This window comes from Polaromonas sp. YR568 (assembly GCF_943372955.1).
GTDB lineage: Bacteria > Pseudomonadota > Gammaproteobacteria > Burkholderiales > Burkholderiaceae_C > Polaromonas.
The window spans coordinates 716,542-729,021 of record NZ_CALSAL010000001.1 but is presented as its reverse complement, the minus strand read 5'-3'; the positions used below and the strand labels follow the sequence as shown (position 1 = coordinate 729,021).

The window sequence follows — 12,480 nt, the reverse complement described above, 5'->3', positions numbered from 1 at the left end:
CCATGTCAGACGGCGTCAAGATCGCGCTCCTGACGGCCGTGCTCAATGGCGCCGTCACCTGGGGCGTGGTGTCCACAAAACTTGAATGGCTCCGGCGGGACGTTGATCGCATCGATGTCCGGCTGGAAGTAGTCGAAGAACGCAACCGGAGCGCACAAAAGTGACCACCCCCAAAATCATCCCCACGCCCACCGAGATTGGCCGCGAAGCCATCATCGTGCTGGCCGGCGCCCTGGTCGCCGCGTTCATCGTCGGCCAGCTGCCGCCGGTGCGTGAGTGGATCCGCAAGCAGTGGGGCCCAGCACCCACCCCCACCGACACCCTGTAACCGTTCCCCCCACCACCAAGGAGCAACGATGCCCACCAAGAAACGCAAACCCGCCAAAAAGACCACCCGCCGCACGCCACCCCGCCACACCAGCGGCCCCAAAAAAGGGCAGTTCAAAAAGCGCAAGTGATCAGGGGAAACCCTGAAACGACAAAACCCGCCTCTCAGCGGGTTTTTTTACGTCTGGTGCTACCTGACGGCCAGCACCGGGGCATTGGCAGCCCCAAACCCGCCCAGGCGTTCCAGGCGGGCTATCCGCGCCCTCAGCATGGCGTTCTCGCGTTCCAGGCACTGGCGGTGCTGCAGCTCACGGATATGGCCATTGTGGGCGGTGGTCTCGATCAGGCTGTATCCCCACCGGGTTTCATAGAACAACGCCAGCAGGGCCGCGCGTGGGGCCTTGTCGGTGGCTTTCCAGTGCTTGAGGGTTTGGGTAGTCACGCCCAGGTGCGCCGCGATGGCGGCCGGGTCGCTGATCAGCAGGTCATCCAGCAGAATGGACAACGGCGGGGTGTGGCTGGCACGAAACATCGGGCCAAGTTACAGGAAATTACAATTGAGCGGTGGTGTGAATAATCCCGTGCTGGGGTATTCAGGCCATCTGCAGGGAAATCCCGAGCGTGCGGGCATGGGCTGCTATCAATTGCAGAGCGTCTGGGACTTTACATAATATACATCGTGGAACATCAATAAGACTGGCAAGAAGGCCCGCCAGTGCCCGGCAGACCGCGCCGAGTCTGCAAAGCGCTTCCGGGCGCTGCTCGCTGACCTCGGCCTGAAACACCCTGAGGCGGCGAAGCTGCTGCATGTCTCGCTGAGGACTTTACAGAACTGGGCCAGCGGACGCCACCCGGTGCCGTATGCCGTCTACAAGCTGCTGCGGCTGCTGCGGTACATGGAGCTGCCCGGCAAGTCGTGGGAAGGCTGGCACTTCAGCCGTGGCATGCTGGTCACGCCCGAGGGCCGCACGCTGACGGGCAAGGACGGCTCGTGGTGGTCGCTGTTGGTCAGGCAGGCCCAAGGGTTCGGTCAGCTCTATCGCGAGGCCCAGATGGCTTGCATCAACGCCTCACACGGCGCACACTTGAGGCAAGCGCCGCACCTGGCGCAGCGGCCAGCCGTTCAGGCGGACGCGAGCGCCGGGGCCGCGCCCAAAACAGATACCCCCCCGAGTAACACGGGGGTAAATGACGGTAAGTGGTGCGAGAGTGGTGCGATAATGGCACCATGGCCACCAATATCCGACTCTCTCCTGCCCTCGATTCCCTCGCCCGCGAGTACTGCGAACGGGTCGGAATCAGCCTCAATTCGCTCGTTGGTGTCGCCCTCGACGCCTACCTGCGAGGCTCCCAAACCGCCGCAAACCCGCCGATTGCCGCCCAGTCTGTGGCCGCTGAACCACAGCCGCCAAAGCCTCCCACAGAGCGATTGGCCGACCTTCGCCGTGAGTTTGCAGGGTCCGTTCCGGCTGCCCCCAAGCCCACGCACCCCGGCCCCAAGGCCCGACCCTCCGAGCTTCGCAGCTACGCGAAGGCCCTCTACGCCTGGAAGGCCGCAAACCCCCAAGGCTGACAGTGCAGGGGGCGCGGTATGAGCCGCACCCCTACCCCTGCTGAGGTGGACGCGCTGAGCGCCCGCCTGCCGCGCTGGTTCCCTGCTGCCGTTGGTTGGTCGCTTGATCTGGCAAACCGTGGGCCGGTGGTCATCCCTCACCCTGTGCGCCTGCTGCCGCTGCGTGGCTGCGCTGCCGTGCTGCGCCTGTACGCCGGGGGTTGGCTGTGAACCGCCCGCCTCTGAGGCCCCTGTGGCTGCCCTCTCTGGGTATGGGGCAACGCCCCATGAAGCGAAGCGCGACTGAACCCGCTTTCAGCTACGTCAAGCGCCACGTCGGGAGTCTGGACGCGAGTGCCGCCGTTCGCCTTCGCCCGCCCTCGTCCGCGCCTTGAAAAACAGGCCCCCTCTCCCCTCAAAAAATTTGACCCATTAATGCAGAAACTGCATCATTCGAAAGTCACCAAATGACCTATACATCGTGGAATATCACCAAGAAGTCGGGAAGAGGCACCCAGACCCCGCCAAACCGCGTGATCTCTCTACCACTGACCTGCCGGCCGCTTGGCCCGTATGGCCGCGGCAATGGCGTCGGCCACGGACTCCCGGTTGGCGCGCTGGGCGAACTGGATGGCGGTGAGGCCTTGCTCGTTCTTGAGTTGCGGGTCGGCGCCTTCTTCAATCAACAGCGTCACAGCCTCGGCCGTGCCGTACATGGCCGCCATCATCAGCGGCGTGGTCTTGTTGGGCGACTCGGCGTCAATGTAGGCATGGTTTTCCAGCAGCAGCCTGATGATGGACAGATTCCCGGCACTGGCTGCGTAATGCAGCGGTGTCCAGCCCGTCTTGTTCACGTCGGCGCCCCGATCAATGAGCTTCTTGACAACGGCCTCATGGCCCTTGATGGCAGCGATCATCAGCGGGCTTTCGCCGCTGCGGTTGAGTGCGTTCACGTCGGTCTTGGGCCAGTCCACCAGCACCTGGGCGGCCGCCAGAGAAGGCTCGGTCAGCGCCTCAAACAGGCCTTGCTGACCGTTGGGGCCCATGGTGTTGGGGTCAAACCCGCGGGCCAGCAGGGCGCTGATGGGCCTCGGCTCGTCGCGCTTGATGGCGGTGAAGAAATCCTCATAAGAGCCAGCAAAGGAATAATTAAATCCTGTTAAAACAACGAGATAAATTGAATATCTAAAGTAATTTATGAGGTATTTTGAGCGGCTTGGAGTCATGCAAGAACCTCCTTGAACAGATGCTCGAAGTTGCGGCTGGTGGCTTCGGCAATCAGCGCGACCGGCTGCTCCTTGAGCTCGGCGATCTGCTTGGCCACGAAGGGCACGTACGACGGATTGTTGGTCTTGCCGCGGTAAGGCATGGGAGCCAGATAGGGGCTGTCGGTTTCAATCAGCATGCGGTCCAGCGGCACAAAGCGCGCCACTTCGCGCAAGTCAGCCGCGTTCTTGAAGGTCAGAATGCCGGAAAACGAGATGTAAAAGCCAAGGTCCAGCGCCGCACGGGCCACTGCCTCGGTTTCGGTGAAGCAGTGAAACACGCCGCGCGCCTTCGGCAGGTCGCCGGCCTCACCTCCCTCCCCCTCCTCCCTGAGGATGGCCAAGGTGTCTTCAGACGCGCTGCGGGTGTGGATCACCAAGGGCTTGTCACTCGCCCTCGCCGCCCGGATGTGCACGCGAAACCGCTCGCGCTGCCATTCCATGTCGGCCACGGTGCGTTCGCCCAGACGGTAGTAGTCAAGGCCGGTTTCGCCAATGCCCACCACACGTGGCCGCGCGGCGCGCTGCAGCAGGTCGTCGACCGTTGGCTCCTGCACGTCCTCGTTGTCCGGGTGCACGCCGACGGTGGACCAGAAGTTGTCATAGGTAGTGGCGAGTCCGTGAACGATGTCGAACTCTTCCAGCGTGGTGCAGATGCACAGGGCACGGTCCACCTGGGCTGCCGCCATGGCGGCGCGGATTTCGGGCAACTGGGCCTGCAGTTCGAGGAAGCTCAGGTGGCAATGGGAGTCGGTGAACATGCAGTCAGAAGGTTGTCATTGGAAAAGCAAAGTGTGCGGATCAGTCCGCAGCGGGCAGACGCCCTTCATCAGCAGCCACAGGAAACCCTGAGGCCCTAGATGGTCTGCGTCGGGCGTTCGGATGCCAAGTGGGCACCCAGAATTTCTTCGATCTTGAGCTTGAGCAGCCGCGATTTCTCATCCGATGGGAAACGCACGCCGACCCCCTGGGTGCGGTTGCCCGCCGCACGGGCCGGGGTGACCCAGGCGACCTTGCCAGCCACCGGATAGCGCTGGATATCGTCCGGCAGTGTCAGCAGCACATAGATGTCGTCGCCCAGCTGATAGTCGCGCACGGTGGGAATGAACATCCCGCCCTCCTTGAACAGCGGGATGTAGGCGGCGTAGAGCGCGGCTTTTTCCTTGATCGCCAGCTGCACCACGCTGGGCCGCGCGGCGCTGGCGGAATTAACTGCCGGAGGGGTTGTGCTCATGCCGCTAGTTTATCGGTTTGACCGTTCGTGTCACGCCCGCAGCGCCATTTGGGCCCGGCTGACAAGGGATTCCAGCATCAAGCCCGGGTTGTAGGGGTGCTCGACAGTGCGGGCCAGCGCGCTCAGCTCGCGCGACCAGCTCACCAGCGGGTAAAGCGAAGGCGCTTCACCCGACCGGGCCACTTTGTCGCGAACCAGCAGATCCTGTGGCCGGAAAAACCGGGGGGCAGCACCCACGCGCACAGCCAGCATGTCGTGGCACAGCTTTTGAAGCGCATCGACGATTTGCGCTGGTGCCCAGTCAGCCAGCGCCGAGATGTCGCCACGCGCCACCGCCTGCGGCAAAGCCTGCCACTGGCTGGCAGCGTCGGCAGCCGGAGTGGCTTGCGCCCAAGCCAGCGCGTCGGCAGGCCGGCCGCCCGAGGCGGTCAGCAGGGTCTGCAAATCAGCCGCCTGCGGTGCTTTGGCCTGTTTTTTACTGGTCTGGTCGCCTTCAGCCAGCGCCGTCTCGCGGGCCAGCCAATCGAGTGCCTGCGATGCTTCGGGCCAGGTCAGCGTGTGGGTCTGGCAGCGGCTGCGGATGGTTGGCAGCAGCTGATGCGCGGCCTCGGTGGCCAGAATGAAGCGGACCTCACCCGGCGGCTCTTCCAGTGTTTTGAGCAGGGTGTTGGCGGTGATGTGGTTCATGCGCTCGGCCGGGAACACCAGCACGACCTTGGTGTTGCCCCGGGAACGGGTGAACTGCGTGAACGACACCGCCTCGCGCGCGGCATCGACCTTGATTTCCTTGCTGGGCTTGCGCTTTTTGCTGTCAAGGTCGTCCTGCGTTTTTTCGTCCAGCGGCCAGCCCAGCGCCAGACTCAGGGTCTCCGGCATCAGCATGCAGAGGTCCGCGTGGGTGTGGACATCCACCGCGTGGCAGCTGCCGCAATGGCCGCAGGCGCCCTGCGGCGTGGGCTGCTCGCACAGCCAGGCCCGCGCCAGTGCCAGCGCTAGCTCGAACTGGCCCAGCCCGGACGGCCCGGTCAGCAGCCAGGCGTGGCCGCGTTGCTGCAGCAGGTGTTCCAGCTGGGCCTGAAGCCATGGCGCCAGCGGGCGGGTCTGAAGGGCGTCGCTCATGCGGCCCCTTTGCCCACGGGCTGCAACCAGCCTTTGGCTTCAAAGACCTGCCGTACCGCCAGCCAGACGGCCTCACGGCTTTGAGCGGCGTCAATCCGCGCAAAGCGCTCCGGATGGCCTTGCTGGCGGTCGGCATAGCCTTGGGCCACACGGCGGAAAAACTCAACTGGCTGGGCCTCGAACTTGTCGGGCAGGCGGGCATCGGCCAGCCGGGCGGCGGCGGCTTCGGGTGGCAGGTCAAACCATACGGTGAGGTGCGGCTCAATCACAGTCTCCACCTGCGGCTGCATCGGGTGGTTGCCAGCCGGGTCGCCCAGCAAGCCTTCATCAGACTGCACCCATTGCTCCAGGGTGGCGAGCACTTTCAAATCGAAGCCGCGCCCTCCTCCCTGGTAGGCAAAGGTGGCGTCGGTGAACCGGTCGCACAGCACCACCTCGCCGCGCAGCAGAGCGGGCATGATGACGTTGACCACATGGTCACGCCGTGCGGCGAACACGAGCAGCGACTCCGTCAGCGGGTCCATCGCATCGTTGAGCACCAGCGCGCGCAGCTTCTCGGCCAGCGGCGTGCCGCCCGGCTCACGGGTCAGAGTCACCACCCGGCCTTCCGCGCGGAAGGCATCGGCCAGACCGGCGATGTGGGTGGACTTGCCCGCGCCGTCGATGCCTTCAAAGCTGATGAACAGCCCGTGCGGTGGGGTGTGCTGGGGGGTCGGGGGAGGCATCTCGCAGACCTACTGGTTGCGCTGGTACTTGTTCACCGCGCGGTTGTGCTCGTCCAGCGTTTCGCTGAAGTAGCTGCCACCGCTGCCATCGCCCAGCGAAACAAAATACAGCGCCTTGGTGGTGGCGGGCTGCACCGCCGCCAGCAGCGAGGCACGGCCGGGCATGGCAATCGGCGTGGGCGGCAGGCCACCACGGGTGTAGGTGTTGTAGGGCGTATCGGTCTGCAGGTCGCGCCGGCGCAGGTTGCCATCGAAGCGCTCGCCCATGCCGTAGATCACGGTCGGGTCGGTCTGCAGCAGCATGCCGATGCGCAGCCGGTTCACAAACACGCCGCCAATCTGGGGCCGGTCGGCGGGCTTGCCGGTTTCCTTTTCAATGATGCTGGCCAGAATCAGCGCCTCGTCGGGTGATTTGAGCGGTGTGTCGGGCTGGCGCTGCGCCCAGGCGGCCGCCAGCCGTTTGTCCATCGCACGGGCGGCTCGCTTGAGCACCGCCAGATCGCTGGAACCCTTGGCGTAGGTGTAGGTGTCGGGGAAAAACCGTCCTTCGGGGTGCACGCCGGGTTTACCCAGCTTCTCCATGATGGCCGTCGGGGGAAGGCCGGCGGTGTCTGGTGTCAGTTGTTCGGCCCTTTGCAGTGCCGCACGGACCTGGGTGAAAGTCCAGCCTTCCACCAGCGTGACGCTCTTGAGGGCTTCCTCGCCACGCACCAGCATGCTCAGCAACTTGCGCGGCGTGGTGCCCGGTGTGATTTCATAGCTGCCCGCCTTGATCATGCGGGCCTGCCCGGAGAGGCGAAACCAGGCATGCAACAGCAGCGCGGGCGTGTTCACACCGCTGCGTGCCACCGCATCGGCCACACCGCTGGCGGGGGTGCCGGGCTCGATTTCCAGGTCCACCACGGTGCTGCCGGGTGGGGTTTGCAGGCTCAGCGGCTCGTGCAGCCACCACAGCGCCGCGCCAAACAGCAGAAGCGCACCGACAAAAATCAGACCCAGAAGACTTGCAAAGACACGACGCACGACCCAGCTACCTCTTTCAGGGCAACGCCCCGTGTACCGACCGATGATAATTCAGCCCTCCTGCTGCACGAACCTTGTCTTAACGCTTCGTCACCTTTGCCTTGTCACATTTGATTGACCCCATGAACGCCCCAGCCCAGTCATCCCATTTGGACACTCCCCACAACCTGTCTGGCCTCGCCGCGCTCACGCATCTGGGCGTGATCCGGGTGGTCGGTGCTGACGCGGTGCCATTTCTGCAGGGCCAGCTCACGCAGGATGTGGCGCTGATGCCCCATTCGCAGGCGCGGCTGGCTGGCTTTTGCAATGCCAAGGGCCGGCTGCAGGCCAGCTTCATCATGCTCAAACACGGCGCCGAAGACGTGCTGCTGATCTGCAGCCGCGACCTGCTGCCGACCACGCTCAAGCGGCTGTCGATGTTTGTGCTGCGCGCCAAGGCCAAACTGACGGACGTAACCGCCGAAGTGATGCTCTATGGCGCCGCTGGCGCAGCCGCCGAGGCGATTGCCGGGAACACTGCCACGCCCTGGACCCGCGCCGATGCAGGCGAGGCCAGCGTGATCACCCTGCCCACCGCCGCCGGTGTACCGCGCGCGCTCTGGCTGGCACCGTCTGGAACCGCACTGCCTGCCGCTGTCGGCGAGCTCGGTCTGAGCGCCTGGCAATGGCTGGAAGTGCAGTCAGGCATCGCCATGGTGACGCAACCGGTGTTTGAGGCCTTTGTGCCGCAGATGCTCAATTACGAGTCCATCGGCGGTGTGAGCTTCAAGAAGGGCTGCTATCCCGGCCAGGAAGTGGTGGCGCGCAGCCAGTTTCGCGGCACGCTGAAGCGCCGGGCTTATCTGGTGCACTCCACTGCCGAACCGGTGGTAGGGCAGGAAGTGTTCCATTCCAGCGATGCCGAGCAGCCCTGCGGCCTGGTGGCCTCTGCTGCGGCACATCCTTCGGGCGGCTTTGATGCGATGGTGTCGATGCAGACGTCTGCGGCAACCGATGGCAGCCTGACGCTGGGCAGCGCATCTGGCGCAGCCCTGACCCTGCTGCCCCTGCCCTATGCGCTGCTCGAAGACATCTGAGGCCCTCCGGTCGCAGCTTGCGAACTGAGCTGATTCGCCATGTGCCTGATCGCCTTTGCCATCGGCGCCTCTGAACGATGGCCGCTGGTGATTGCCGGCAACCGCGACGAGTTTCTGGATCGCCCCACGCTGCCGCTGGCTCGCTGGCGTGCCGAGGGTGCACCGGAAATCGTCTCCGGCCGCGACTTGCGGGCCGGTGGCACCTGGATGGGCCTGACCCCTGGCGGCCGTGTGGCCTTTCTTACCAATGTGCGTGAAGCGCCTTCTGCCGATGCGCCGCCGCCGCGCTCCCGGGGCGCGCTGGTGACGCGGTGGCTGGGGCACCCGGGCCACAGCGACGACTTTGCGGTGGAGGTCGCGGCAGAAGCCGCTGAGTACGGTGGCTTCAATCTGGTGACTGGCGATCTTCACACCGGCCAGTGGGTCTGGATGACCAACCGCATCAATGATGGCGGTGCGTTGCACCTGCAGCCTCTGCGGCCCGGCGTCTATGGTTTGTCCAACGCCGCGCTCGATACCCCCTGGCCCAAAACCTTGACCCTCCGGTCGGTGCTGGAGCGCGCTCTGGCTGACGACACGACGGCCGATCTGGAGTGCCCGCTCTGGTCGGCGCTGGCCAGCCGCACCCGCGCACCGCGCGAGCAGCTGCCTGCCACTGGCGTTTCGCTGCATTTTGAGGAGGCGCTGTCCAGCGCCTTTGTGGAGTCTCCGGAGCATGGCTACGGCACGCGCTGCAGCACGCTGATCGTGGCAAGCGCGGGGAGCGCCGGCAAGGCCAACACCTGGGCCATAGACATCAAGGAACGGGCGCACCGGCATGGTGACGGATTCCCGGCCTCCACTGAGGTCACGCTCGGCTTTTCGCTGCCCGTGGGCCGATGACCAATCCACAAGGGCCGAATCAAAGCGCCTTGAACATCTCCACATGGGGAATGCCGACCTCGTCAAACGGCTGGCCCCGCACCACAAACCCCTGCTGCCGGTAAAAGCCTTCGGCGCTGCGCTGGGCATGCAGCAGCACCTCACGGTCACCACGCCGGGCAGCGGCTTCCACCAGCGCCGCCAGCACCTGCTGGCCCAGACCCGAGCCGCGCAGCACCCGCTGAACGGCCATGCGGCCGATCTTTCCGACCCCTTCTGCATACCGGGTCAGCCGGCCGGTGGCCACGCATTGCCCGAGGGCGTTGATCGCAACCGCATGCAGCGCGGTGGCGTCGGCATCGTCCCATTCCATCGCCAGCGGAATGCCCTGCTCTTCCACAAACACGGCCTGGCGCACGCTGCGAGCCTGCTCCAACACCGTGTCCCAGCCCGCGGTTTGCACGCTGACTGCGGGCTGCCCGGCTTCATAGGCCGCGAGCAGCTCGCGCAGCGGCGCAGGCACCGGCCGCGAGGTCTGCGTGGCCGGGTCGGCAAACACATAGACCAGTTCACAGCCGATCAGCAGGGTTTCACCACGAAAAATCGCACCGACGAAAACAATCGATGAATTGCCGATCCTCTGGCACTTCAATGCCACGTCGAGCGTGTCTTCAAAGCGCGCCGAGCCGTGGTATTCCACGCTGGCCTTTTTCACATACAGCTCACCGCCCATCTGCTCGAAAGCCGCTTCATAAGGCAAGGCCATGGCGCGCCAGTAGTCGGTGATCGCGGTGTCGAAGTACATCAGGTAATGCGCGTTGAACACGATTTTCTGCATGTCCACCTCGGCCCAGCGCACGCGCAGCCGATGAAAAAAGCGGAAGTCCCGTCGATTCATGGCGATGTCCTGGTCAGGGATAAAGATCAAAGGCGTGCCGCAGCGCGCGGGCGGCATCGGCGTGGGCGCGGCGTGCTTCGGGAATCACCCGGCCCATCTTGATGAATTCATGCGTCACGCCGCGGTAAATCTCAATGTCCACTGCCACGCCTGCGGTGCGCAGCTTGTCGGCGTACATCACGCCCTCGTCCACCAGCGGATCGCACTCGGCCAGACCCACCCAGGCGGGCGCCACGCCGTCCAGGTCCGGGGCGTTGGGCGCGTCGAGCGGTGCGAACTGCCAGTCGTCACGGTCGGCCATGCTGCGAATGTATTGGTTGAAGAACCAGGTAATGCTGGCCTCCTCCAGCACAAACCCGGTGGCGAACTTGCGGTGTGAAGGTGTGCTCTGGTGGCCCACGCAGCCGGGGTAAATCAACAGCTGCAGTCCCAGCGGCAGGCCGGCGTCACGCGCATGCACCGCGCAGACCGTCGCCAGCGTGCCGCCAGCGCTGTCGCCGCCCACGGCCAGGCGGCTGGTGTCCAGCCCAAGGCTGTTGCCGTGTGACGCCAGCCATTGCAGCGCGTCCCAGGCGTCGTGGGCCGCTGTCGGAAACTGGTGCATGGGCGCGAGCCGGTAGTCCAGCGAGACCACGGCGCAGCCTGCCAGATGACTCAATTGCCGGCACAGCACGTCGTGGGTCGCAATGCTGCCCACCGTGAAGCCGCCGCCGTGCAGATACAGCAGGACCGGTGCGCGCGCGCCGCCGCAGGTCGCAGCACCCTGGCCTAAATAAAGCCGGGCGGGCAAGCGGTGGCCATCGCGAGCCGGGATGGTGAAGTCTTCCACCCGGGCCAGTTGGGCGGGCGGAATCTCCAGCACGCCAGCGCCCGCCTCGTAAGCGGCGCGGGCCTGATCGGGTGTCAGCGTGTGGAACGGCGGGCGTTTGGCCTTGGCCATGCGCATCAGCACATCACGCATGGCCGGCGTGAGAAGCGCCTGCGCGCCATGCCCGTCCGAGCCGTCGTGGGCATGGTGGGCGGTTGCGGGGTGTCGCTGCATCGGTGATCAGTGGCGGGTGTGGGCGGCAGCGAACACAGGAGGTGTCAGGGTTTGTGGGCTGCGCATGGAGGGTTTCTTGCCATTAAAGTACTGTGCATACGTTTGATTTCGTAGCTGACCCAGCATCCTACAACGCGCACATCCACACCTTCACGCTCACCTTCCCACACACCCATGGCCTTCATTTATTACATCACCCAGGTCCAGTTCGAATTTGGCGCTGTCAAGCTGCTCAAGCAGGAATGCGAGCGCGTGGGCATCACGCGCCCACTGATCGTGACCGATGCCGGCGTTAAGGCTGCAGGCGTGCTGCAAAAAGCGCTGGACGCCCTGCCCGGCGTGCCTGTCACGGTGTTCGACCAGACCCCATCGAACCCGACCGAAGCGGCTGTGCGCGCGGCTGTGGCAATGTACAAGTCGGCCGGCTGCGACGGCCTGATCGCCGTGGGCGGCGGCTCGGCCATCGACTGCGCCAAGGGTGTGGCGATTGCCGCCACGCACGAAGGACCACTGACCACCTACGCCACGATTGAAGGCGGCTCGTTGAAGATCACCGAGCGCGCCGCACCGCTGATTGCCGTGCCCACCACCAGCGGCACCGGCAGCGAGGTGGCACGCGGCGCCATCATCATCGTGGACGACCACCGCAAGCTCGGTTTTCATTCATGGCACATCGTGCCCAAAACCGCCATCTGCGACCCGGAGCTGACACTGGGCCTGCCGCCTAAGCTCACTGCCGCCACCGGCATGGACGCAATTGCGCACTGCATGGAAACCTACATGTCAGCCGCCTTCAACCCCCCTGCCGACGGCATTGCGCTGGACGGCCTGGAGCGTGGCTGGTCGCACATCGAGCGCGCCACCCGCGACGGCAGCGACCGCGAGGCGCGCCTGAACCTGATGAGTGCCTCAATGCAGGGCGCCATGGCCTTCCAGAAGGGCCTGGGCTGCGTGCACTCGCTGAGCCACAGCCTGGGCGGCGTGGACCCGCGCCTGCACCACGGCACACTGAACGCGATGTTTTTGCCTGCCGTGGTGCGGTTCAATGCCGAAGTCGAGTCGCTGCAGAAGGAGCACCGGCTGGACCGCATGGCACGCGCCATGGGGCTGCAGTCGGGCAGCGATATTCCAGAGGCGATTCGTGACATGAATGCACGGCTGGGCCTGCCCACAGGCCTCGCGGCCATGGGTGTCACTGCAGCGCAGTTTGAAGCCATCATCGACGGTGCCATGGCTGACCACTGCCACAAGACCAATCCGCGACTGGCCACCCGTCAGGACTACCGCGAGATGCTGGAAAGCGCCATGTGAGTTGGAAGGCCGGCAACGCTCCGGCCTGACGCCTTTCGGCGCCTTTC

General features: G+C 64.9%; 15 protein-coding genes. 6 read left to right on the top strand and 9 right to left on the bottom strand.

The annotated features are described in order from the left end of the window. The first annotated feature begins 2 nt into the window (after window positions 1-2). Entirely contained in the window at window positions 3-164 is a 162-nt protein-coding gene (locus AAG793_RS03370) for a hypothetical protein (RefSeq protein ID WP_341903997.1), read from the top strand. Beyond that, the gene (locus tag AAG793_RS03365; RefSeq protein WP_341903995.1) at window positions 161-328 is read left to right on the top strand and encodes a hypothetical protein; all 168 of its coding nucleotides are present in this window, start codon (window positions 161-163) and stop codon (window positions 326-328) included. The genes AAG793_RS03370 and AAG793_RS03365 overlap by 4 nt, the downstream gene beginning before the upstream one ends. Before the next feature lie 189 nt (window positions 329-517). Here the strand turns inward: AAG793_RS03365 and AAG793_RS03360 are convergent, their stop codons facing one another. Continuing rightward, on the bottom strand, window positions 518-859 hold the full coding sequence (locus tag AAG793_RS03360) for a hypothetical protein (protein ID WP_341903993.1): 342 nt from the start codon (window positions 857-859) through the stop codon (window positions 518-520). Window positions 860-1,918: 1,059 nt separating this feature from the next. Here AAG793_RS03360 and AAG793_RS03355 point away from each other — a divergent pair. Further along, window positions 1,919-2,110, top strand: a complete 192-nt coding sequence (locus AAG793_RS03355) for a hypothetical protein (protein WP_341903989.1) — start codon at window positions 1,919-1,921, stop codon at window positions 2,108-2,110. Window positions 2,111-2,421: 311 nt separating this feature from the next. Here the strand turns inward: AAG793_RS03355 and AAG793_RS03350 are convergent, their stop codons facing one another. From AAG793_RS03350 to mltG, 6 genes are all read right to left on the bottom strand, one after another. Beyond that, window positions 2,422-3,105, bottom strand: coding sequence for an ankyrin repeat domain-containing protein (locus AAG793_RS03350; protein ID WP_341903987.1), 684 nt, complete (start codon window positions 3,103-3,105; stop codon window positions 2,422-2,424). Continuing rightward, complete coding sequence (locus tag AAG793_RS03345) at window positions 3,102-3,905, bottom strand: TatD family hydrolase (RefSeq protein WP_341903985.1); 804 nt, start codon at window positions 3,903-3,905, stop codon at window positions 3,102-3,104. Before AAG793_RS03345 ends, AAG793_RS03350 begins: the two co-directional genes overlap by 4 nt. A gap of 95 nt (window positions 3,906-4,000) precedes the next feature. Continuing rightward, on the bottom strand, window positions 4,001-4,378 hold the full coding sequence (locus AAG793_RS03340) for a PilZ domain-containing protein (protein WP_341903980.1): 378 nt from the start codon (window positions 4,376-4,378) through the stop codon (window positions 4,001-4,003). A 30-nt stretch (window positions 4,379-4,408) separates the two neighbouring features. Continuing rightward, the gene (locus AAG793_RS03335) at window positions 4,409-5,497 is read right to left on the bottom strand and encodes a DNA polymerase III subunit delta' (protein WP_341903978.1); all 1,089 of its coding nucleotides are present in this window, start codon (window positions 5,495-5,497) and stop codon (window positions 4,409-4,411) included. After that, window positions 5,494-6,222, bottom strand: a complete 729-nt coding sequence (gene tmk / locus AAG793_RS03330; RefSeq protein ID WP_341903976.1) for a dTMP kinase — start codon at window positions 6,220-6,222, stop codon at window positions 5,494-5,496. The genes AAG793_RS03335 and tmk overlap by 4 nt, the downstream gene beginning before the upstream one ends. Before the next feature lie 9 nt (window positions 6,223-6,231). Then, a complete protein-coding gene (gene mltG, locus AAG793_RS03325; RefSeq protein WP_341903974.1) occupies window positions 6,232-7,245 on the bottom strand; it encodes an endolytic transglycosylase MltG in 1,014 nt (337 codons plus the stop codon). Window positions 7,246-7,367: 122 nt separating this feature from the next. On the opposite strand from mltG, the gene AAG793_RS03320 reads away from it, so the two are divergent. Both AAG793_RS03320 and AAG793_RS03315 read left to right on the top strand, forming a co-directional pair. Continuing rightward, the gene (locus tag AAG793_RS03320) at window positions 7,368-8,321 is read left to right on the top strand and encodes a folate-binding protein (protein WP_341903972.1); all 954 of its coding nucleotides are present in this window, start codon (window positions 7,368-7,370) and stop codon (window positions 8,319-8,321) included. Between the two features lie 39 nt (window positions 8,322-8,360). Further along, a complete protein-coding gene (locus AAG793_RS03315) occupies window positions 8,361-9,203 on the top strand; it encodes an NRDE family protein (protein WP_341903969.1) in 843 nt (280 codons plus the stop codon). Between the two features lie 19 nt (window positions 9,204-9,222). Here the strand turns inward: AAG793_RS03315 and AAG793_RS03310 are convergent, their stop codons facing one another. Together AAG793_RS03310 and AAG793_RS03305 are read right to left on the bottom strand one after the other, a co-directional pair. Then, window positions 9,223-10,080: a YbgC/FadM family acyl-CoA thioesterase gene (locus AAG793_RS03310; RefSeq protein WP_341903966.1), complete on the bottom strand. Its 858-nt coding sequence runs from the start codon at window positions 10,078-10,080 to the stop codon at window positions 9,223-9,225. A 13-nt stretch (window positions 10,081-10,093) separates the two neighbouring features. Continuing rightward, complete coding sequence (locus AAG793_RS03305) at window positions 10,094-11,041, bottom strand: alpha/beta hydrolase (protein WP_341905399.1); 948 nt, start codon at window positions 11,039-11,041, stop codon at window positions 10,094-10,096. 255 nt (window positions 11,042-11,296) lie between these two features. Between AAG793_RS03305 and AAG793_RS03300 the strand changes: the two genes are divergently transcribed. Further along, window positions 11,297-12,433: an iron-containing alcohol dehydrogenase gene (locus AAG793_RS03300; protein WP_341903965.1), complete on the top strand. Its 1,137-nt coding sequence runs from the start codon at window positions 11,297-11,299 to the stop codon at window positions 12,431-12,433. Window positions 12,434-12,480: the final 47 nt, after the last annotated feature.

What these genes read in the sequence shown, in the direction of transcription:
- AAG793_RS03370 (WP_341903997.1), top strand. Translation starts at nt 3, where the DNA reads ATGTCAGACGGCGTCAAGATCGCGCTCCTGACGGCCGTGCTCAATGGC.
- AAG793_RS03360 (WP_341903993.1), bottom strand. Translation starts at nt 859, where the DNA reads ATGTTTCGTGCCAGCCACACCCCGCCGTTGTCCATTCTGCTGGATGAC.
- AAG793_RS03355 (WP_341903989.1), top strand. Translation starts at nt 1,919, where the DNA reads ATGAGCCGCACCCCTACCCCTGCTGAGGTGGACGCGCTGAGCGCCCGC.
- AAG793_RS03350 (WP_341903987.1), bottom strand. Translation starts at nt 3,105, where the DNA reads ATGACTCCAAGCCGCTCAAAATACCTCATAAATTACTTTAGATATTCA.
- AAG793_RS03345 (WP_341903985.1), bottom strand. Translation starts at nt 3,905, where the DNA reads ATGTTCACCGACTCCCATTGCCACCTGAGCTTCCTCGAACTGCAGGCC.
- AAG793_RS03340 (WP_341903980.1), bottom strand. Translation starts at nt 4,378, where the DNA reads ATGAGCACAACCCCTCCGGCAGTTAATTCCGCCAGCGCCGCGCGGCCC.
- AAG793_RS03335 (WP_341903978.1), bottom strand. Translation starts at nt 5,497, where the DNA reads ATGAGCGACGCCCTTCAGACCCGCCCGCTGGCGCCATGGCTTCAGGCC.
- tmk (WP_341903976.1), bottom strand. Translation starts at nt 6,222, where the DNA reads ATGCCTCCCCCGACCCCCCAGCACACCCCACCGCACGGGCTGTTCATC.
- AAG793_RS03320 (WP_341903972.1), top strand. Translation starts at nt 7,368, where the DNA reads ATGAACGCCCCAGCCCAGTCATCCCATTTGGACACTCCCCACAACCTG.
- AAG793_RS03315 (WP_341903969.1), top strand. Translation starts at nt 8,361, where the DNA reads ATGTGCCTGATCGCCTTTGCCATCGGCGCCTCTGAACGATGGCCGCTG.
- AAG793_RS03310 (WP_341903966.1), bottom strand. Translation starts at nt 10,080, where the DNA reads ATGAATCGACGGGACTTCCGCTTTTTTCATCGGCTGCGCGTGCGCTGG.
- AAG793_RS03305 (WP_341905399.1), bottom strand. Translation starts at nt 11,041, where the DNA reads ATGCGTGATGTGCTGATGCGCATGGCCAAGGCCAAACGCCCGCCGTTC.
- AAG793_RS03300 (WP_341903965.1), top strand. Translation starts at nt 11,297, where the DNA reads ATGGCCTTCATTTATTACATCACCCAGGTCCAGTTCGAATTTGGCGCT.